Raw genomic sequence first — 21,389 nt, 5'->3', positions numbered from 1 at the left:
ATGGGATCCATCATCAAGACGCCAGCTCCAGGATTCACCGGGGTGGTATGGGAGGCTCGGCCGGCTGAACAGTTGGTTGGGGCATTGGCGAGTGGCAATGGCGCGGTGGGCCTGGTTGATGCTGGAGCTGCATGGGCACGCATCGGGGTCGATTTCGCTGCGGCCGCTCTCCATCTCGGTCACATAATGGAAGACCTCCAGGACGCGTGGCGTTCGGATTCGAATCAGTCAGCGCTCGCCTGCGTTTCCAGGATCCGGGCTTGGCTCGACGACTCTGCCAATTCCGCCAGTGACAACGCGCAGAAGGCTGCTGGCCACGCAGTTGCCTACCAGACCGCGGTGATGGAAATGCCCAATGTCGCTGAGGTTACTGCTTTGAGTGCGGCCCAGCAGGCTATTGCGCAGTCCGGCACAGGACTAGGGGCGGCGCTGATCGGTGCTGGGATACAACTCGACGGCCAGCGTGAGGCGCTTGACGCGACGGCCGCCAGGGTCATGCGGTCTTATGAGTTGGCTACAGCGCCCTTGGCCATACCGTGGCAGCAGAGGCTACCGTCAACTATCGATTCTGGTGCGGTGACATCCCTAACCAGTGAGCCGATGCTGGGTGCAGGTGTTCAGACTTCCGCCGCCCTGCAGATGGAGGATCTGGTTGCTCTAGTGCCGTTGGTCGCACAGTCGCCACGGGTAATCGCTGTCGTGACGTCGGCCCAGGAAGTCGACGGAACTACTGAGCAACAAGTTTCGGTACGCGCTCAAGATGTCGACACGTCGGCTGGGATCCTTCCTTCGAATTCTGGTCTGCCTAGGTTCCGAATCGCTGAGGGACCTGAACGAGGCGAAGAGAGGGTGGGCTGTATCGAATCGGGTGTATCCGATGCTGGCCAGCTGAATATACCAAATGTCACTGGCGCATCGGATCGAAATATGTCATTTCTGGCCATCCGGTCGAATGATTCGTTTCCGGATAGGGGGTGGGATCCGTAAAATTCCCCCTCCACAAACTCCCCGCCATCGGGATAGTTTCTCATCTGCATTTGCTAATGGCGGATGACCCCATTCAATATCTGAAAGGTTGACTAAATGTCCGGACAATATGGTATCGACCAAGATGCGCATGCTGCGGCAACGCAGAAGATGGCCGACACACTGGAAGAAACTCGGGCCACCGTGCGTCAGTCGCAGGCTAGCGTAGATGCAGTGCTCGCGGGCTGGAAAGGTCAGTCGAGTCAGGCCATGCTCGCCTGGGCAAACACCTTCCACGAAAAAGTCACCAAACTGAACACCCACATCGACGCGGTACAGCAGGCTCTTGACAAGGGTCGAAACACTGCGATCGATGCTGAGGACAGCAATGCCCAGCCATTTACGACGCTGGCATAAATCGGAACGAAAGGAATTGCAATGAGTGATTTGATTCTTCATGACTGGAATGCTCATTCGGAATTTGGCGACTCGCAGCGCCTGGGGCATGCCAAACTGAACCAGCACCATGACGACCACATCAATGCGCGGAATGCACTGCAGGCGCCCGGCGTGATGGAAGGTCAGCAGCTGGCGGGTTTTCTTCAGGTTCACGGACCGATGATGAGTACCCTGCGAGAGGCCATCGACGCCCACGCGCAGTTCATACGAGCGCACGAGAATGTGGTCGCGAATACCAAGGAAACCGACTCTTCGATTGCACAGTCGTTCCAAATTTGAATCTCGGGCGAGCCGCATACGTCCTTGATGGATATCGTCGAGGTCGTATGCGGGCCCCGGTCTTCTGCATTGATGGTGAATGCATGGACGGTTTCGAGATCGATGGCGTAGCGCGTCTCATGCCCGGTGCGCCACATGCCGCAGATGGTCATCCGTTGGCGGCCGATTGGTATGAATTGGATCCGCCTTTACCCGATGAGGGGGTAAAGTACGCGATCCTGGATGCTCGCGGATTCTTTTCTTGCAATGGGCAAGGGATTCTCCTGGATGGCAGCCATCGGTTGTGCAAGCGCCGCGGTCTGACATCTGCAGAGGCACTGCGAGAGTTGGGCATAGGCTACCGGCCAGCCTGAGTGACTCCTTAGAGCTCCTATGAGGTTCGATTGCTGAGTCGTTGTCAGTAGATCACGGTGGCGGCGAGGTCGAGGAAACCGTGATGGATGTCGGTGTGGCGTTCCAGTGGTTGGCGAGTGGACAGCAGTACGACATGGCCGACACCCTCACCCTCGAGCACCGCCCGACAATCGCCGAGCGGATCTGGGCCATGTTGGCGACCGCCGAGGGGACTCTCGCCTGGTGGGTTGGTCTACACGATGACCGCCACAGGGCCCGGGCGGATCGAGTTCATGAACTTCGCGGGTATGCCATTGTCGACGTGAGCGCGTAAGACTTTCACCGAGTTCGAGCCGGTTCGTCGGCAGGCCTATACCCCGCACATCGACTTCGTTCCCGGCCATGAGACCTACGACCACCCCACCATGGTCGACATAGCCTGGGTAGCCAGCGGTGTGCAGGTCACCATGACCATCGAACCGATGCACGATCAGGAATCGGGCCCCGCGGATCGTTGCCGGACACGCTCACGTACTGGGGCAATCCCGGCAAAATCGTTGCCGCTGAATAGATTCCACATACTCCCAAGCGGGGTCGTCTAGGCAGGCCCACTTCCGTAGTGTCGGGGACCGAATCTGTTAGGCCGAAAGGATAGATGCCCCGACCGAATGATCATCAGCCGAGGTTCAGGTCCCGACTGCCGGGTGGATCGATCTTGACCGGCACTCCCGCCTCGCCCTCGGTGTCCTTGTCCTCTTGAAGGTCTTCGAGATGGCCGAGGTGCCGCACTGCAACATGACCCGACGCCTCCCGACTGAACCCATCAGGGGCTCCCCTCATATAGACGAAGATTTAAAAGCCGATAATTCTGAGATAGCTAGAAATCATTGGCGCCATGGCGGGTATTGGCAAGAACTGCTTGGAGAATCGTCCCATTGTCTACGAGGGCAGGGGCTTCTGCGTGTGGCCCGTTTGTCGTGGCCAAAAGCGTAGGCGGTGCAGTGGTGGGTCGCGATGGCTGACGTAACGGCGGTGGTGTTCGCAACCGGACGTTCTGCGCGGAGTGGTCTTGTAAGGCTGAGTCGGATGCAACTGGCGGCACAAGACTAGCCAGAGTTTGGATACCGTCCGCGGTGAGGCCGGGTTGGGCATGGCTGTTTCTGCCTGGACTGTCGGGCGCGGCACTGACCTGGGAAGACACAGTATCGTCGGCTTGTGCGAATGTCTGTGAATTCAATAGTGAGAACGTCACTATTCCGGCAATCAGTAGAAGCGAGATAACGACAATGCCTTGGAATCGGGTAGGTTCAGGAAATTTCATCGCCGTACCTCGGTGGCATTCGCTGAATATCAAGCCTGTGCCCGGCATCGAAGGGTGGAATGGAGGGGGGCAGGCCTCCGACGCCGGGCACCGGACCGTGTCTGCGGGTCCGTGGCCGGCTGGCTCGAGAACAATCAACATCGCCAGCAGGATGGGAAGCTGCGCTACCTCCCGATATTGAATTTGCCGCAGTAGGTAGTCTGCATGCCTCGGTAGGCAGCTGGTTGGGGTACCGAAAAAGGTGCCATTGCTCGGCTGATCGCGAACTGTGCAATGCGTAAATACTCGGCACGTCAGGCTGAACCTAGTCGAGTTGATAGTCTCGCCTATCCATAGGGGTAATAGCCAATGCCTACTGGTGTCGACAGGTTCCCGAACCCACCAGGGTGAATTCATGACTGACCTGACAGAGGCGTCGCATGAGACGGTGCCCGATCCATCTTTCTCGCCCTACAGGATGGAGTCAGCTGTGACCCAGGGTACGCAATTGGTGGCGGAGAGCGTCGTGTCGCTGCTAGAACGTGACGGCTCTCGCGATATGAGGCTCTGGCCGGGACTCGCCACGGCGGCGGTTGACCACGATGGCGCTTCCACAAACGTATGGAGGTGCCGGTAAAGGCGTGCGTGAGGTCGCCACAATGCTGGCCGAACTGGCGACGGACGCGGTCGAGGTGCCTGCGCTGGAGACTTTTGGTTTCGGCGTGCTAGTCCTAGCACGGATTGCTTCTGCAGCGGTCGCTGAGCAGGTGTTTCCTGAGGTGGCTGGCGGCGCAGTGCTAACGGCCGCGTTGCACGAGCCACGGGCGAGCTTCACATCCGCTCCGGGGACGATCGCGCAGATCGACCGGGAGTGGGTGCATATCTCTGGTGCCAAGGTGGACGTACCGTTTGCCCGGATCGCACGCTGGATACTGGTACCAGTTGATTGCGGCGTCGCAGTGGTGCAGGCGAATGCACCAGGCCTGAGGATCACTGACGATCTGCTTCCCGCCGTGCGCCGTGAGTGTTCGGTGTGGCTCGATGACGTGGTGATTCCCCGCGAACATCTGCTGCCGGGTGGGCTTGCGATGATGCGCGATATGGCCATCGCGTCGATTGCCGCGGTCGCTGACGGGCTGCTTCGCGGCATGGTCTCACTCACAGTTGAGGAGATCCAACTGCTCCATCGCTACGCGAAGAGCTCCCGACCCAATGCATGCTCGGCTCGAAGTCGTTACTTCTCGGAACTGTGTGATCTGTCCGACGCGATGCACCAGGCCTCGCAGGATGCGACGCTGGCCATCGCTGGTAGCGGTGACAGCTGGTCCTCACGCCCTGCCATCGTGTGCGTTGATCAGGTGGTCTCCTGCCTTGCCTCTCGTCTGTCCGCAGCGATAGCAATCTGTCGCTTTCTGCACGGGGACGCCAACAACTCCACCGGCGCGGTACCACATCGCCATATTCGTCAGTTGGAGGGCTTGGCGCACTGTCTGGGCGTCGATCTGCTTGATCCGGATCTACCTCTCGCTGACTGGAATTGGTGACTGCGGCCGCGAGACGTCCGCGTAGGTAGATAGGTGGTTGAGACGGTCGTCTCCTGACGCGGACGGAACTCTATGTCGGAAAGTATGCCCACAAGGTTTGCCCACGGGCATCAGCTAACCCAGGTCGCCGGAAGGTGTGGTTGATGGTGTTTTCAGCCAGTAGAAACGGTTCAAGGTGGGGGCAGTAATGAGCGCTGACGGATCGGCTTCGGGATCGGGCGCGCAGGACCCGGTTGTCGGGCTGCAACAGCAGGCGATCGGAGGCAAGCTGCTATTTGATCCCGATGCGGCGGTCGTCGCAGCGAAGGCGTGCGGTGACTTGGTTGGGGAATTGCTTGCGGTGAGCGAAAAAGTGGGTGATCTGAAGTCTCTCAAAGCCCTTGCGACGACGTCGTCGGGCAAATTGTTGTCCGGACAGCTAGTGGCTGAGCGCTACATACACACAGCCGACCAACTTAATGACAGGCTGCGGGATTATCGGATGCTAGCGCAGGAACTCTCCGATCTTTTTGTCGCAGCGGGCAATGCCTTTGTTGCTGACGACAGAAGCTCTGCGCAGTCCTTGGAGCGAGTGGAGATGCCGAGCACTCCCGGCGGTCAGGGCATCAATTGGCCGGATCCCAAGGCGCCATTACCTTCGGAGCTGGGAATCAACGGCGCTTTTATGAAGGCATCGGCGCCGGTGCAGGGCGCGTTTTATGCGAAAGGCCAGCAGTCTGCTATCGGAGCCGAAAACCCTGACAGCATGGCATATCATGATATGTACGATATTGGTGCATCGATTTCTCAGGCACTCCCATCGGTGTATTATGTGGGTAATTTGTGGGGCGTTATGGCAACGACGATCGACGGGGCATTCGGTCAACTCGTAGCAAAAATCAACCAACTAAGCGACATGTGGCAGGGTCACGCATGGGACTCTGTTAGTTCTGTGATACAGGCGCGGCGTGCTGAATCCGAGCAACTGACCTCGTCAATGCATTTGATCGCTACTGAGCTCGGAAACACGTTGCAATGGCTTGCTGACACCAAAGTCAATATGCCCGCTTCTCCAGAGCCGCGACAGGTGGCAAATACGCGCTTTGGTGGAGCGGTTACAACCACAGCGGCGGTCGAGGCGGAGCTTCATCGGGCGCGTCAGGCGATGGCCACCTATTACGTCCCAGGTGTACATACGGCCTCTGCTTCGGTTCCGACGCTACCGGCCCCGACGATTGATCCGGCCGCTCTCGCCACTGACGTCGGTGGCGGCAAGAGTCCGTTGCGCCTTGTTCGGAAGGAACCGGACGGCAGGGCGGACATTGGAGGCGGCGGGGCTTCGATCCAGTCGAGGGCCATGCCCCTCATGCCGTCGGTCACCCCACCGACATCATCACCTGCCACGCCGGGCGCCATCACGGCGCCGTCGGGACTTGAGGGGCAGACGAACGGGGGATCGCCTGCCCAGCAACAAGAAGCTCAGAACCAATCGCGGTCAGGTCAGGACTTGAGCCAATTGTCCGACATGGGGGAGAAGGCGATGCAAGCGGCGCAACAGGCAGCGAGTCTTCTGCAGTCTCAGCAGAAATCGCCTGCGCCGGAAAACAATCCGGACATTCCGTTTACGCCAGCGATGGTCGACGACCCGGCAGCTCTCGGTGGTGGCGGCTTGGGCGGGGACCCTGGGCTGAGTTCGGGTGCTGGTACACCCAACCCGCTCGAGCCGGACCTGACGAAATCACCGGTGCTGGCGGGCGCAAAGCTGCCAATCGCGGAGCCTGAGGCAGTCCAGAATTCGGCCCCCGCGCGCGCAGGTTTGGCGGCACAGTCGGGGATGCCGGGATACCCCGGTGGTATGGGTGGTGCCAATGCGGGTGCGGGACAGGGCAAGGAGTACAAGCGGCCGGTCAAACTCGAGTCCAGCGAGCATATGAAGGCCGCATTGGGTGATCCAGTGGAAGTCTCTGAGCCTGTTCTCGACTGATGGAAAACGTGTGGCGCTTCTCTGACGTCGAATTCGTAGCATTCGTTGAATCGGCTGGATTGCCTTGTCTGCCAAGGCCATTGGTATTCACTAGTCGTACATTGTTGTGGGACGACTATCTGGTGGAGAAATCTACCGCGGCGGTTCGTGCCCGCGAGATTCTAGGGCCGTCGACGGCCCCGGTGTCGCAAGCGTTGGTGCAGCCCGATGTTCGTGTTGTTATGCAGAGCTGGGATGCTCGAAATCCGGCCAATCCGCAACGATCGACCCGACTGTACGGTGTCCGCTGTGGCGATTATGGCTATGTCGTCGAGCAGTTGCCGGGCGAGACTCACTATCACAGTGGGGGTTTCGTTGTGACTGAATGCCCTGCGGTCGCACTTTCCAACACATTGGTGTCGTTGATGCCAGAGGCGAAGGCGGGTGGACTCGGAGAGATGATCTTGCGCCACGAGTCCGATGGTTATGACTACAGCTACGGGCGCAGCGTGGCTTTGCGGCCGGTCAACGATACCGAAGAGGACCGAATGCAGAGCTTCCTCGACGCCGACGTCGTGGCCGTTGGTGTAGTCGAAACCGAGCAGGGATGGTCCAGATTCGGACCCCGCGCCGTAGTCAAGCACAGTTTTGTGTGGCGTGATTTAGCGAACGACGGAAGGTATGTCCTTCGCTTCGACAATCCTCCGACAGTGACGGCGGCTGACGAGTCCTATCTCATCAGTTCCATCAACAGCGACATCGCGCGGGTTGTGTCCGCGATCAAGGATGAACGTCGATGATCGGCGCGTCCCAGGGCGGTAGGGGTATGTCGGTATATCGAATTCTGCTGTCCTGATGGCCTGTGCCTACTGACCCGGTCAGTGTTGATGTCGAAGGTGGGACTCCGCTAATGCTCGTGTGCGGCGAGCCTGCTTCCGTTCCTGCCGACGACAGACGAAATACAGGAGAGGTGGGCACAGTGGGAGAACCTGCAGACAGTCCGACAGAGGGCTCGGATGCGGAAAATGTTCCGGATGTCGCATTCACGCTCGGTGAGAACCGTGCGGTCGATCCAGTTCTGTCGCTCGCTGACGCGGATTCGTCGGATTCGTGGGAAATCCGGGTGACCAATACGCCGAGTGCGGAGGAGCAGGCAGTAGGCACCGAAGGCTCTGCCGGGTCTGGTGATGACGTAGGGCTGGACGTGGTCGCTGTAGGGGGTCGTGTCCACGCTGAATCCGAAGATGCTTTGACGCCTGATCACTTCGATGACCCTGACGATTTCGATGCACTCGATGACTTTGACGAGCTCGATGACGCCCTCGCCCTGGTGGCTGCGACCATTGCTGACGCGATGCCACCCGGATGGTCGAGTGCCCGAGCAACTTTCGCTATGACCGTCGGCTATGAGGTCGGCGAGATTGTGTACACGTACGAGGATCGGACGGTTCGGTCCGAGCCGTCAGAAACAGTACTCGAGCTAGTCCGAGATCATCGTGAGACTCTGGCTCGCGAGGGCGATGAACCGTGGTGGCGCCTCGTTCTGGAGATCGATGCGGGTGGCGGCCTCGATGTGGAGTACGACCTTGGTGACGAACCCTTCCCATCGGGAGAACTGTTTGCTCCGGAGGCGTACCGAGCCGATCTGCAAGAATATCCACGCGATCGCGTCCCCGTGTGGCTTGCGGCGTACATCGGTCATCGCGAGAGGCAATGGCGGTCGCCGGCGGACGCGGCGCGCGGAGCCCGTGCCGATTTGGAAGGCCATATCTGGCCGACCCGCGTCGACAACGAATTTCCGGTTTTCCCCGCGATGTGGGCTCGCTGGGCGACCATCTCGGCAGCCTTCGTTTCCATCGGTTCGGACCGAGGGCCTCGGATCGGTCTCCCGGGGCTGGGCATCTTCGAAAGCTCGCAACATAGCGGTTCCACGTTGCAGATGCTCTCTGACGGCCGGGCCGTACTGTCTGGCGGTGTTTGGAACGCGCCCACTTTGGACGCCGTTTACAACGATGGTGTCCCTATGCCCGCGTACTATGCTGGTGCCCCAGCCTGGGTGGCAGATCCGGTACTGAATCCGCGCGCTGCAGCTGGCTTGATGTCATTCTGTTATTGGTGGGACGCGGGTGCATGGTACCGAGGCGAGTCGCCGACCGCCGAGCATTGTGCCTCCGCGTTGCCCGGAGTCTGGACCTTGGACACCGTGGTCGACGTCGTCCTAACCGTCGTTGTGGGCGATGACGCTGTCGAGGATTTCGACGAGCGGAGAGCAGTGGCTGCTCTGGTGGCGGCGGCTGAAGCCGGTGAGGTGACTCGTGATCTGGTGCTGACGGCATTCGGTGACGGCCCACAGATCGATATCGACAGCGCATTGTATCAGTTTTCGCTCGCAGGTTTGGTATCCACCCTCCCTCCGCAAATTCCGAGCGCGGCCGCGATCTCCCGCGTCCGGGACTACATTATCGGTCGAGACCTGGACACTGACGGGTATCCGCTATCGGAGTTGGTGGCCGAGCGCTTCGCAGTGGGCTGGATGATTTACGTCCCCGTTCCAGAAGATGAGATCGCCATCGGTCGCGCCATCTTTTATGTGACCGACGACGGCGTTCTGGAGCACTCGTCGTCCTCGATTCCGCCCGCGGAGTATATGTCCGAATGCGAACAGCGCTTCCGTGAACGGCACGGCTCCGCAGACCTTGTGCCCGTGTACGTCGGCGGATGACGAACATGGCAGCCGATGACCCAACTGCCCCCTTGGCACGGATTTCGGATTGGAGAGACTCATGTTCGACGACCGAATTGTAGTGCAGAGTGTTGGTGGCTTGTTTCCGATGCGTAAGAGCGAGAGGTTGACAGCGACCTCTTTCTGTGTCGACAACAGAATTTCGGTATCTGTGGACGGCGATGGTGACTTGATCGAGGTGTCTTTTTCTTCGGACGTCGATGATGTCGAGGTTGCCGACGTCGCGCGGGCGGTAGCCGCTGCAGCTCTGAATGCTGCTGCGTATGCGAGACGAGCGCGCGAATTTGGCGAGGAAGGCTAGGGCAAGTCTGTTTTCGATGGATTAATCGTCAGGGGCAGATGATCCTGCGTTCGCAGATATGTAGCTCAGGGAATGCTACCTGATGGTTCTCGTCCGCCGATGCGATGAGAATTGGATTATCCCATGGTTGTGATGGTCCGCTGAAAAAAGAGGTACGCCGTTAGGGTATCGTCCGAAATGAGAGACAAGGGTTGTTATGTCGAAAAAGCTGCAAGTGGTCGAGTTAGGTTCTGCCGCACGACGTATCACCGATGCGGGGCATCACGCGCTCGATGCCAAGGTCGGATATGAAAACAATTCCGCATCGCTGCAGGGTTCCTGGGGCAATGACAAATACGGTCAGCAGTTTGCTGGTGGATCCAACGGGTTCGTTGCCTATCAGCAGCAGCTCATGGACTCCCTACTCGGTCTTGCTATGACCTTGGCTGGATCAAAAGGCGTTTCCGAAGGTCTGAAACAAGCATCCACACTGCTGGATCAGTCGGAGTCGGAGTCGGCTCAGGGATTTCAGTAGGGATCGGGCTTTTCGATGGTGACGATGATGGTCGACCCGGTGTGTCCGAGCGGGAAGTCTGGCATTTCATTGGGAGGTCGACATGCTTGACCGTGTGTCACCTGCTCGTCTGGAGGGCTATATCGAGGCGTTCAGGGAAGGCATCGACGTTATTGCGCAGCTGCAAAAACGGCGTGCCCAACTCGTCGGCACGGCGATCTCCCAGGATGGCCGAATTAGCGTGGCAGTGAATGCTGACCGGGTCATAATTGAAATCAAATACGCCGATGATATCGATGATTTGACCTATGAAGAGATTTCCTCGGTCACAGTTGCGGTTGCGCAACAGGCGGCTGCCGAACTGGATCGTAGTGTAAATGCGCTGTTTAAGGACTTCCGTCGCGGGCATGAACGAATGCCAAAATTGTCCGAGTTCATCGAGGGCATGCCTGATGTCCTCGACTCGGTTCCTACGCCACCTGCGGCGTCAATTGCGCCACCCGATTCTCGCGAACGGCTGAATGTCGAGGACGACGCGGCGGAGCCGAACAATCCGACGACTCGGAAGCGGCCAGGTGTCGCAGAACTTGATTGGTAGAGCGCGTCAGCGCGGGTGAGGTGTCTTGTGTCGATTATCATTCCCGGTTGGTTGTCGGAGGTAGCGGCTCTTCTCAACTTTGGAGAAGCATGGCCGCAAGCGGATGAAGACAAGGTAAAAGAGCTTGGGACACAGCTTCTCATCGTCGAGGATTCTCTGCGGCAGGTGGTCCAACAGGGATTGCGTTCGGGGCGAAATAGGGTTGCCAGCGACTACATTGGTGATGGTGGCGAGGAGATAACCAACCTCCTGGACAAGCTGTTGTCGGGTGCGCAAGGAACGGGTTCCATCGAAGATCTGGCAGGCGGCGCACATGAATTGGGCCACAGTGCCCACCGTGCGGGCGCAGACTTCGAGTACACCAAGCTCCTGATGAGCTTCTTCGCTGCAATGACGGCATATCAATTGGCTGCGATGGCGATCTCAGGAATTGGCGCTGTCATGGATCTACTTGTGGTGGTGGCAGGGCGCGAGGCGGTCGAAATTGTTGGCGAGCAGCTTGTCGAACGTCTCGCAATGGAGGCAGCGCAATTCAGTGCAAAGGATGTGTTTGCGGCACTGGCGCGCCAGTTCAGCGTCAAGAACGTCGAGAAGTTGGGCCTACAGGCGCTGCGTGAAGGCCTGATCCTTGGCGGTGGCGACGCCGCTGTCCAAGCAGGACAGATAGTTTTCGGCGGCCGGGACGCTGAAGACTTCGATCCTGGCCAGGTTGTTTCTGACCTTTTGGTCGGCGCGGGTAGCGCTGTGGCCGGGCACTGGCTCGGCGGTGCGGCGACCGAGATCCTCGACAAGGTGGGGATGCCTGGGTGGATGCGCGCCTTTGGTGCCGGATCTGCCCACACAGTCGCCGGCGGGGTCGGTATGTATGTCGGCGGCATCGTAGGCCAAATGGCAAGCCAGCTGACAGATTCCGGCTCCGTCGATCTATCTCAGGTCAACACAGAGGTCACGCCGCAGCTGCTGACGCAGTCGTTCGGCTTAGGGGCGTTGCACGGCGGTCTGGGTGCTGTACAACGGCACGTACACGAATTGACGGCACCAGATGGGAAGACTGAGCGTTCGGCATCGGGACCGATGACCGATGGCGGCCGCAGGGTTGATGCACCGGCCGCGGAGAAGACACAGGCTGTGGCACCGACAACCGAGCCTCGCGCGGACAGTGATGCGGGGAGCCTTGGTAACGGTGAGCGCGCAGGCGGTGCCGCCATGTCGACCGGTACTTCTGAGGCCTCTTTGGCTGGTCAGAAGGCGGCGGGCGCTGCCTCCGTGGCGGCCGGTACCAGTCCCGCATCGATGGTCACTGGTTCGTCGGGGAATAGCACCGGTGCTGGTTCGTCGGGGAGCAGTGCTGGTGCTGGTTCGTCGGGGAGCAGTGCTGGTGCTGGTTCGTCGGGGAGCAGTGCTGGTGCTGGTTCGTCGGGGAGCAGTGCTGGTGCTGGTTCATCGGGGAATAGTGCTGGTGCTGGTTCGTCGGGGAATGGTGCTTTGAGTGCTTCTCCCGGGCATTCGGGGTTGTCGGCGAAGGATGTAGCGGAGATTTTTAGCCCGGATGTGCGGGATGCGCAGGGCGGGCTTGACCGTGCGCAGATCAGATTGTGGGAAAGGCAGGACGAACTCGCGGAGGCGGTGAGGCGTCGTGATGAGTTCATGTCGTCTGATCGGTCGGTCGGGGGTGACCGTGATGTTTCGGATGTGGGGCATGGGGCTGCGTTGGATCGCGCGGTCACGCATGCGCAGCAAGCAGTTGATGCCGCGAAGCGTGATGTTGCGCATGCTGAGACCGTCCGTGATCAGGCACTTCAGAAGGATGTCGAGGAGCGACTGCAGCGGCGATCAGGGGCTGGGTCGCGGGCCGGGGTTCCGGCTGTTGAGCGTGAGGCCTTTGTGGATCGGGAGGGGAATTCACCGGGTGGTGTGTCGAGTCGGCACGATATTGTGGGCCCCGATTTCACAGTTAACAGTTCCAGCTTTTCAAGGCATTCTGCACTTGGTGGTTCCGGTTTGCCGCAGCGTGACGTTGGTCGCGTCGCCGAACCTCAGGGACATGTCGACCCCAAGGTCGAGCTAGCCACAGCAGGGACCGACGCTGACAACTTGGTCTCGACAGATCAGGTCAACAGGACGGCGGTCGATGTCGATCCGGCGTCTGTACTCAGCCAGCGAGAGTTCGATGATGCGTTTGAACGTGTACGGCAGGAATTCAAAGATGCGCGCGCTGAGATGTGGTCGGCCGACGCTGACCTGCGGCAAATAGGTAGAGCGTTACAGCATGCCGGGGAGCGGGGAGCTGAGACGGATGCAGTTCCTTCTGAGGAAGCGGGCAGTACTCGGAATGAACTTTGGCAGTTGCGTGCTGACGCTGAGCAGCGGGTAGGTGACGCTCACAGGCGACTTGGCCAGGCACGTCGTCGCGCGGAGCGATTCGCCGAGGAAGCGCGGAACCGGCGTACGCAACGGCGCGACGACGCGGGTCAGCGGGTGACCGAAGCTCAGAAGGCTGCGGCTGATGGCAGGGCTCGCATTGCTCGATCTCGAGACGCCTTGACTCGAGTACAAATTGAGCAGCGAAAGGCATCGGATCCTGACTCTGTTGCACGAATGACGGCAGAGGACCCCGAGGTACAACGCGCTGAGCAGCGAGTGTCAGTGGCAGAGACGGAGCTGGATCGCTCGCGCGCGGCGTTGGTGGTCGAGGAAACACGCGGTGATCCCGAGGGGATCGCTGTTGCGCGCGCGCGGGTCTCCGAGGCAGCCCATGAAGTTGATGTATCCCGGACCGCACGTGACGAAGCTGTGAGGAATGCGGCCGCCCGGCACGTGAGACAGGCCGAAAAACAGGTAGCGCAAGCGAAGCAAGCGCTCGCTGAAGCTCTCGATCATTCACGGTCTTCGAGGATCAAACAGGTCCGTGAGATGTGGACTGCCGCCAGCGATTTGATCGACGCGGTGCAGCAATCCGGTCGTGAGCAGTTGGCCGCGTGCGAGGTAGGCGCAATCGACCGTGAGACAGCTTTCAACGCGGTGTCTGACGAACGATTGGCAGCGGCGCAGTCAGGTGCGAAGGCAGTGCTGGCGCTGCACGACGCGCTGTGGGGCGACGATGTTGATGTAGAGCACCCGCTGAACGCTTTGGACCCCAAGACAGTCCTGGCGGTTGTGGAGGTAATCAAGACGAACGACGGCGATGTGGGCGATATCGCCGCAGCAGTGCGAGAGATAATGGCCGGTCGTGGCCTGACTGTGGATGAAAATAGTCTTTCCGCGGCGCTCGAACTGATCGACAGCATGGACCAACGCTCGCTGCACGGACTGGACGCGGTGACCATCGCGTCGATTATCCAAACAATCAAGGACGCCGACGGCAAGATGATGTGGCCCGAGCAGGTCACAGGGGTGCTGGCGCTCAAGTTGGGAGCGATCGACTTGCGTGCCGGTGGCGGCAAGGAGCTGGTCGGCCACACTGCTGGCGTCATTGACGCGATCCGTGATGGAACCGGGTGGATCTACACTAGTAACGACTTGCTGGTCGAAGAGACCGTACGTGATTTGCGAAAGTATTTCGGTGAGAGCATCACGGTGGTTCAGGTGCTGCCGGATCAAAAATTGCCGGAGTCGCGTGTGGACGGCAAGCCCACGGTGCTCGTGTCCACTCTCAAGGCGGCAGGTTTTCGTGCAGTCCATGAGCTGGGCGAAGTATTTGACCAATTCAAAGCCAGCGGCGCCGAACCACACGAACTGGCGGCTTTGCAGCGTGAGCTCAAGGGCATCGACTCGGTTCGTGACATGCAAGCGGTGCTACAGGAGGCTGCAAGAAGGCGTGAGATCGAGGTGCGCTTCACCCCTCTGCCTGATGGCGACGCCATCCTCAATGAGGTGGACAAAGTTGTGCTCGACGAACAGTCCAACTTTGTGCGTGGCCGCTCAGGTGGCGACTTGGCGGAGCCCGAGCGGGCGGCCGAGGTCCGCAAATGGGTTGGTGTGCTGGACCAGGCGACAAGCCTGAATTTGCTGCAGGCCAGTGATTTCGGTATTGATCGGCACAACCCGGAGCCGCCGAAGATCGAGATGTCGCCAATGGCTCAAGAGCGGATCAAGTGGATGCTTGGGCTCGATGACTATGAGCCGTTCCCCGAGGATGCTGCCCATGAATTGACATCGGCGGCGCGAGCGCGCTGGTTGCATATGGAGGGCACCGACTACGAGATGCATCCGCGGTTGCGGCAGCCGATCCTGGTAAATCGTGATGGTGATCCGTCCTTCGATGCGGCTGACTCATCGATGTCTCGCTGGAAGGATGATGCGCAGTACATCGAGGCAATGCATCATGTGCCGATTCATGGCAACCAGGATGATTCGGTCGGCGTGACAGGCAAGCAGGTGCTGCGGTCGTTCCAGGCTCGGAAGGGCATGTCGGGAACCGCCAAGATTGCCGAGGCCGAGATGGACGCCGAGATGCAAACCGGCCCCGTGACCCCCTTGCCGGCCAAATACGACTCCCAGCTCATCCGTGAACCCGATGAGCTGGACTTTCTGACTCGGGAAGCCAAGTGGCGCAGAATCGCTGAAGAGACTGCGGAGATGCAACAGCAAACGAATCGGGCGCAGTTGATAGCGACGCCCGACAACGGTGAAGTCAAAGGCATCAGTGCCGCGTTGACCAAATTGGGAGTCGAGCACAAAACACTGGATGTTATGCAGGTGTTGACTTGGCAAGACGAAGGTCTGGACAAGTTCAACGCCGAGTCTCTTGCCGCCGGAATCGATCCCGATACGGTTCCGAGTCACGAGAAGTCGCTTTATATCGCCCAGTATGTCGCTGATCGCCGCGCCGAGTTGCTGGCTTGGGCCGGCCAAGAGAAGTCGGTTTTGGTCGGCAACGCGATGGTCGGTCGTGGAATGGATATCAAGCTCGCACCCGCCGTCATCGACGACCGCGGTCTGATGGTCCGCGGTGCCAGCCGGTCGCCCTTCTCGATTCGCGATGACATTCAGCTCGAAGCCCGGGCCGGGCGCGGAGGGCAAGGCGAGAGCCGGGACGGCGGCACCCCTGGAGGCGCGAAATTCTATGGCTCGCGCGAGGATCCGATCATGCGTCGGCCCAACGTGGAAACCTTCATGACCCGCATGTGGGACGCGGTGGGCGAGCATCGTACCGCACCCACCGAAGAATCCCGTGCTCGCTTGGAGGCGACAGTTGAGGAGACGCGCCACGAATTGCCGCGCCTGCAACGCGAATTCGAGAAAGGGATCCTGCGGGCTCGGCGGACGCAAGCCTATTCCGCCCACGCCCCACCGGCATTCGATCAGGAACCATCCGTTCAGCCACTCCAGCGGCCGCCCAGATCTGCCGACACGGGCACTAGCGGAGCCCCAAGCAGTGCTGAGCCCGTAGCTTCGAAGCCCGATTCTCGGGCTGCCGACAGCCGCCGCGAATTTCCGCCGGTCGATCCCGTCGACGATCCCAGAAGGGGTGAACCCCAACAAGATGACACCTCTTCGTCGGGTGGCACGAGCAGCTTGGACCGTACGCTACGGAGTGTTCCTGCCGGTGCGCTGAGCGGGTCTACGCCCCATGTCGCGTCCTCGAACATCGTCGTGCCGATCCAGCATGCGAACCAGGGCGTGCCGGGTGCGGTTAGTAGCACGCTCTACTCGTCCAGTGGAACCGGGTGGGTACCCAGGCTGGTCGGAGGGATTCACACCGAGCCGACTGGTTCCCAAATCGCTGCTGCCGCACCATCCGACGTTGCCTCGGTGCCTCACGAGACGCGGACTCATGATCGCGGTGATATTCGCTGGGGTGATGGCCTTGCGGCCTACAGTCCCGACTACGCCGCCGGGGCTCCTATAGCGGCGTCAGACACCGCGGTGTCCACGAATCACCGGGCTTCTCTCGTACCAGGCGATGCTTCGCTTTCGGGTGGAACGAGCAGCTTGGGCCGCACGTTGCGGAGCGTTCCTGCCGATGTGCTGAGTGGATCCGCGCCCTCCGTCGTCGCGTCCTCGGACACCGTCGTGCCGATCCAGCGCGCGAGGAAGGGGTTGCCCGGCGCGGTGAGCAGCACGCTCTACTCGTCCAGTGGAACCGGGTGGGTACCCAGGCTGGTCGGAGGGATCGACGCCGAGCCGACTGTTTCCCAAGTCGCTGTTCACGCAATGTCCGACCTGGCGCCGTCGCCTGATCAGGCGCGTACTGGCGATCATTGGGGTGATGGCCTTGCGGCCTATAGCCCCGACTATGCCGCGTTCGGGGACCTTGCAGTGGCGTCAGATGCCGCGGTGTCCAGCGGTGACTGGACTGCACTCGTACCAGGGGATGCTTCGCTGCGTTGGCAGCGCACCCAGCTTTATCGCATTGCGGTGCAGTTGGGTAATGGTGATCAGTTCGTGCAGCGGATGGCTGTGTCGTGCGGGATTCCCCCGGCGGAGGTGACTGGCGCGCAGCTCGCCGACACCTTGCGTCGGCTCGAGGAGCAGGTGGTCGAGACCTCGAATGATCCACTGGTGCCTCTCGTGCAGATGCTGCGCACTCAGCAGCAGGTAGCTGTTGCGCTGGACGAGATGATGGCGTTGTTCGGCGCTGCGTTGCAGATTCGAATCGCGCTGCACCGCCGAGCCGGGGAATCTGAACAGGACCCCGATCTGCATGACGCGCCGACGGTCGAGCAACTGCGTGCGGATTTGATTCGGCTCGAGGGCGAGCTGATGACAGCTTTGCGCCACCATGACTTCGCGGGGGACCCGATTCAGTGGCTGGAGATCAAGGACCACTGCGGTCCGACCGCCGTCATGATGATGGCGTTGCTGACCGGTGACCCAGCGATTCGGCTGATTACCAAAAACGTTGTGACCACGGGTACCTATCTGACCGAGTTTGCAAGCACTTTGGGCGCGGGGATGCGCAAACTGGCACGCGGGCATGCTGATCTGGCGGCGTTGTTGGAGTTGCTCGGCCCGCGCACCAAGGTAGTGGTGAACGATACGTGGGAAGGCGGCGGTCACAGCTACGTCGTAGTGAACGAGAATGGCCATCTGATAGCGATCAACGCCCGTAACCGGCCTTTGCTGTGTGATCTGTCCGAGGTAGACACCTCCGGAGTGACCGGCACATCCGTTTCGGTTCACGGTGCCGATGATTCAGCGTGGTGGTGGCAACTGTCAGCGCAGCGCAGGGCAGAATTGGAATCCATCCTTGCTCAGCGGCGGGAAACATCACACCTGCAAGAGCAGGCTCCCGAACTGAAGCCCTTGATTGTGCGTCTGACGCGGCAGGCTCGCACGATTGTCGGCGTGGCGGCTAGTTCGTTGGACAGCATGCCCGAATCGTGGACTGCCGATGACTTCGCGACGATCTTTATCCCGGGAACGCCGGGAGGGCCGAAGTTGGCCGGAGATGGTCGATTCGAGCCCGACGCGATCTCCCCGGAAGTGCGCCGCGAACTCATCGACGCCACGACCGAGCATGCGCGGTCGATCCATGCTGGCCGATCGGCGCAGCAGGTCTCGGCCGGTGTATGGCGTTCGGCCGACAAGCGCCGCATTGTGGTGATATCCGAGCATCCTGAGCAGCTCCTGACCACGGAACAGCATGACGACTACGTGCGATCGGGCGTCGAAGTCCAGTACTGGCAGGTCGGTGTCGATCGAGGGTTTCCGTCTCTGTGTCAGGTGACTCCGCCGGTGAACTCGGCGCTGGCCGCAGGTGTGCGTAGCGCGGCCGAGGCCGATCCAAACACCGAAGACAAGGCTGGGCACCTTCCGGCCGACAAATCCGAGGAGGCCTGGCGCCACTCCATTCTGAGGCGACGGGCTGAGTGGACGCTCGAGCGTGATCGACAGTCGGTGGACTGGCAGCGCGAAAAACTACGGGCTGCGCGAGAGGCCGCCTGGTTGGCGGGATCACCGGTGCAGCGTCACCTCGATCCCGCCCCATGGGATACGCGTGAATGGGCGGGTAACCTCGCCATGCTGCAGGCTGCGGCGGCCGAGGGTGACGTTGCTGCGGAACGCCTGCTGGCGGTGTTCGAGCGGTATCGGCACGCCGAGCGTGCAGCCGCTTCTCTCCAGGGCAGCGTCACCTCAGCACATCGTGAGGGCCGCCGTGGCGCCCCAGCTACGGTTGAGCACGCCTCACCGGATGATCCGCAGGTGACCGCGGATCCAGGAGACGGGCACCACGAAAGCGATAGCGTCACTTCGGATCTGAAGCCGTCAGAGCAAAGGAAATATCGGGCAGCAACTCCTGCTCCGATCTTTCGAAGAGCCAAGGCCAAGATTTCGGCCCAGATATCGCCTGTCACTGTCGGTCCAGACGGCCTGCTCTATGGTCCCGACAACGAGCGATACTCCACGCATCGTGGACTTGTTCAGGCCTTTTGCATCGGTGCGACCCCAGGTCATATTCGAGCCGGTTACGAGCCGCATATCCAGTTCCACCTGACTTCGTCGACGGAGGACGAGCGTCCCGCTGGGTTCGGATACTGGGTAGTTGAGGATGGCCGTCTGATCGATGTGCTCACCTTCGGCAGTAGTTCATTCGTCGGCGGGATGTCGGATCTGCGTTATCCCGCTACGGCTTTGCTCGAACTGAGCGCAGCCGACCTATCCGGGGTAACTCAGATCGAAGCGAAGCCCCAAGGCACCCTATGGATTTCGGGCGGATCGTCACCGACCATCGGTGAATTCATCAACAGCTCCGGCCAGGATCTCGGCAAGGCGATCGACGGGTACGGCGCTGGTTACTGGGTTACCAGCACCGTCGCCGAGTCCAGTCGCGACCGGTTGACGGTCGCTCTGACGATCCATTCCGTGTATGACGACGACCCCGTCCGAGCAGCCTTGCACCTGGACCGTATCGGAAATGCCGAAACCATCAGGCCGATACTGGAATCGCAGGAGCCTTGGGCGCAGGCAGCGTTCACCGAGTTCGAGCGAACCATCCTCGCTCCGTGGGCATCTAGCTGTGGCGCCACCGTGGTTCGCGACCTCGCCGACGCGACTTCGATCGGACAGACGCGTGCTGTCGGCCCGGAGCGCTCCAACAGTCCGCAGGACCTGAGCATCCATATTCGATCCCGTGGGGCCGAAACGCCGGACTTGTCACAGATCTATGCACTCTCGGCGCAGAGCCTCGGCGAGCGAGTTGCCCAGGAGTCGTACCTGATCGGTACGCATGCGATGCGCGCAGTCGTGGGGGATGGCTTGCTGTGGCCTTCGGGCGACATCGACTGGTCGATCGCAGAAGGTCCGCTGCGGTACCTGCGCCAGCAGCCCGGCTGGACTGAGAAGCGCCTTCCGAACGGAGCGGTTCTGCTCGGAAACGGCGAGTTGACGGCAGGTTTCCGGCCCGGGCAGCTGCTGTCGCACGCTGCGATCGCCACTGATTTCTGGCAGTCCCCCGATGGGCCGAAGATTGCGAGCCTGTCCCGTCTCTACGCGGCGAGCCAACAGTCCTGGCAGGAGTGGGATCGCTGGAATGTCACGATGATTCGCGCGTTCCTCCTCGATGCCGAGCGGGCGCCATTGCCACTCGAGGTCATCAAGGACCTGGCGGATAGCGCGCTACCGCTGCTTCCGTCTTGGCTGCAAGACGACTCTGATGCACAGATCGCAGCGCGTGCCGCGGCCGAGTTCATGTTCATCGCCTACACCACCGAAGGCGATCCGCGGGTCGGGCGAGCCAACCACGGTTTCGGCGATGCCGAGTTGCCCGAGTTCGGTGTACCGATGACCTTCCACAACGGTTTCGGTCTGGTTGCCGACATGGATGTCTCGCAGCGACACCTCGAGACTATCGGTGCCGATAAATGGACTCATCTGGTAGCGCTTGTCGCCGAAGCTGCTGCGGACAGCCACTGGTGCAACGGCCGTGAACGCCAAAACCCGACCGGATTCGACGAGTGGGTCTCGGCGCGCCATGCCGAGGCGCTCACCCTTCGACTGGGCTTCCCCCCGGTCCAGGCACAACGGACCGCCAACGCGGTCGAGGCGACCACATTCGACGAGGACCTGGGCACTCAAAAGGGCAGATTGGACAAGGATCCTGCCGCGCAGGCGGTCGTGGGGGTTGATCTGCAAGGCCCCTCGGACCCGGACGGCCTCGAGGGCAGCCTGAACCTTATGTGCGAGTGGGGTTTCCGTGATGTCCCGCCGATGCTGCGTATCCCCGGTCGTGCTGCCCGGCAGATGGGCCAGCGATTGAACTCCACAGAGGAGGTTCTCGAGTTCGTCGATGCGAACCGAGACCTGCGACCTCTCATGGATGATGGACAGCCGGCGCCGATGACTGTTTGGGAAGCGTGCCTGGTCTACCTCGAAGACAACCCGAACTTCCTCGATCCAGAGACCGGCTTCCAGTACCCGCCCACCTACACCCGAGGTAATGCGGATCTACGCAAGGAGAACGCGAACAAGGGCCGCGAATTCATTGCT

At 60.5% G+C, this 21,389-nt stretch carries 13 protein-coding genes (1 of these 13 running past the window's edge); all 13 read left to right on the top strand.

Annotated features, from left to right (window positions below):
• Nucleotides 1-987 (top strand): PPE domain-containing protein, encoded by a 987-nt coding sequence (locus VMT40_RS31980; RefSeq protein ID WP_326362970.1) that lies wholly within the window; start codon nt 1-3, stop codon nt 985-987.
• A gap of 96 nt (nt 988-1,083) precedes the next feature.
• The gene (locus tag VMT40_RS31975; RefSeq protein WP_326362968.1) at nt 1,084-1,383 is read left to right on the top strand and encodes a WXG100 family type VII secretion target; all 300 of its coding nucleotides are present in this window, start codon (nt 1,084-1,086) and stop codon (nt 1,381-1,383) included.
• A gap of 21 nt (nt 1,384-1,404) precedes the next feature.
• Entirely contained in the window at nt 1,405-1,704 is a 300-nt protein-coding gene (locus VMT40_RS31970; protein WP_326362967.1) for a hypothetical protein, read from the top strand.
• 83 nt (nt 1,705-1,787) lie between these two features.
• Entirely contained in the window at nt 1,788-2,057 is a 270-nt protein-coding gene (locus VMT40_RS31965; RefSeq protein ID WP_326362966.1) for a hypothetical protein, read from the top strand.
• Between the two features lie 83 nt (nt 2,058-2,140).
• Nucleotides 2,141-2,371 carry a hypothetical protein gene (locus VMT40_RS31960; protein WP_326362965.1) on the top strand — a complete coding sequence of 77 codons (231 nt, stop codon included), beginning with the start codon at nt 2,141-2,143 and terminating at the stop codon, nt 2,369-2,371.
• A 1,625-nt stretch (nt 2,372-3,996) separates the two neighbouring features.
• Nucleotides 3,997-4,881 (top strand): acyl-CoA dehydrogenase, encoded by an 885-nt coding sequence (locus VMT40_RS31955; RefSeq protein ID WP_326362963.1) that lies wholly within the window; start codon nt 3,997-3,999, stop codon nt 4,879-4,881.
• Between the two features lie 187 nt (nt 4,882-5,068).
• Nucleotides 5,069-6,844, top strand: a complete 1,776-nt coding sequence (locus VMT40_RS31950) for a hypothetical protein (RefSeq protein ID WP_326362962.1) — start codon at nt 5,069-5,071, stop codon at nt 6,842-6,844.
• Nucleotides 6,844-7,623 carry an ESX secretion-associated protein EspG gene (locus VMT40_RS31945; protein WP_326362960.1) on the top strand — a complete coding sequence of 260 codons (780 nt, stop codon included), beginning with the start codon at nt 6,844-6,846 and terminating at the stop codon, nt 7,621-7,623. Before VMT40_RS31950 ends, VMT40_RS31945 begins: the two co-directional genes overlap by 1 nt.
• Nucleotides 7,624-7,802: 179 nt before the next feature.
• Entirely contained in the window at nt 7,803-9,545 is a 1,743-nt protein-coding gene (locus tag VMT40_RS31940) for a hypothetical protein (protein ID WP_326362958.1), read from the top strand.
• A gap of 61 nt (nt 9,546-9,606) precedes the next feature.
• On the top strand, nt 9,607-9,867 hold the full coding sequence (locus VMT40_RS31935; RefSeq protein WP_326362956.1) for a hypothetical protein: 261 nt from the start codon (nt 9,607-9,609) through the stop codon (nt 9,865-9,867).
• Between the two features lie 196 nt (nt 9,868-10,063).
• Nucleotides 10,064-10,381 (top strand): hypothetical protein, encoded by a 318-nt coding sequence (locus VMT40_RS31930; RefSeq protein WP_326362955.1) that lies wholly within the window; start codon nt 10,064-10,066, stop codon nt 10,379-10,381.
• 82 nt (nt 10,382-10,463) lie between these two features.
• Nucleotides 10,464-10,958 carry a YbaB/EbfC family nucleoid-associated protein gene (locus VMT40_RS31925; RefSeq protein WP_326362953.1) on the top strand — a complete coding sequence of 165 codons (495 nt, stop codon included), beginning with the start codon at nt 10,464-10,466 and terminating at the stop codon, nt 10,956-10,958.
• 27 nt (nt 10,959-10,985) lie between these two features.
• Nucleotides 10,986-21,389: the 5' portion of a WXG100-like domain-containing protein gene (locus VMT40_RS31920; protein ID WP_326362951.1), read on the top strand. Its footprint extends 34,086 nt past the window's final position; 10,404 of the gene's 44,490 nt are visible here — the first part of the coding sequence; the start codon lies at nt 10,986-10,988; the stop codon falls past the right edge of the window.

Source organism: Nocardia sp. CDC160 (assembly GCF_035818795.1).
In the GTDB taxonomy this organism is placed as follows: Bacteria; Actinomycetota; Actinomycetes; order Mycobacteriales; family Mycobacteriaceae; genus Nocardia.
Note: the sequence above shows the minus strand (reverse complement) of the source record. Positions and strands in the feature narration are given on the sequence as shown.

Excerpts from the sequence above, each read along its gene's own strand:
- VMT40_RS31945 (WP_326362960.1), top strand. The coding sequence starts at position 6,844 with ATGGAAAACGTGTGGCGCTTCTCTGACGTCGAATTCGTAGCATTCGTT.
- VMT40_RS31955 (WP_326362963.1), top strand. The coding sequence starts at position 3,997 with ATGCTGGCCGAACTGGCGACGGACGCGGTCGAGGTGCCTGCGCTGGAG.
- VMT40_RS31960 (WP_326362965.1), top strand. The coding sequence starts at position 2,141 with ATGGATGTCGGTGTGGCGTTCCAGTGGTTGGCGAGTGGACAGCAGTAC.
- VMT40_RS31980 (WP_326362970.1), top strand. The coding sequence starts at position 1 with ATGGGATCCATCATCAAGACGCCAGCTCCAGGATTCACCGGGGTGGTA.
- VMT40_RS31935 (WP_326362956.1), top strand. The coding sequence starts at position 9,607 with ATGTTCGACGACCGAATTGTAGTGCAGAGTGTTGGTGGCTTGTTTCCG.
- VMT40_RS31965 (WP_326362966.1), top strand. The coding sequence starts at position 1,788 with ATGGACGGTTTCGAGATCGATGGCGTAGCGCGTCTCATGCCCGGTGCG.
- VMT40_RS31925 (WP_326362953.1), top strand. The coding sequence starts at position 10,464 with ATGCTTGACCGTGTGTCACCTGCTCGTCTGGAGGGCTATATCGAGGCG.
- VMT40_RS31950 (WP_326362962.1), top strand. The coding sequence starts at position 5,069 with ATGAGCGCTGACGGATCGGCTTCGGGATCGGGCGCGCAGGACCCGGTT.
- VMT40_RS31975 (WP_326362968.1), top strand. The coding sequence starts at position 1,084 with ATGTCCGGACAATATGGTATCGACCAAGATGCGCATGCTGCGGCAACG.
- VMT40_RS31970 (WP_326362967.1), top strand. The coding sequence starts at position 1,405 with ATGAGTGATTTGATTCTTCATGACTGGAATGCTCATTCGGAATTTGGC.
- VMT40_RS31930 (WP_326362955.1), top strand. The coding sequence starts at position 10,064 with ATGTCGAAAAAGCTGCAAGTGGTCGAGTTAGGTTCTGCCGCACGACGT.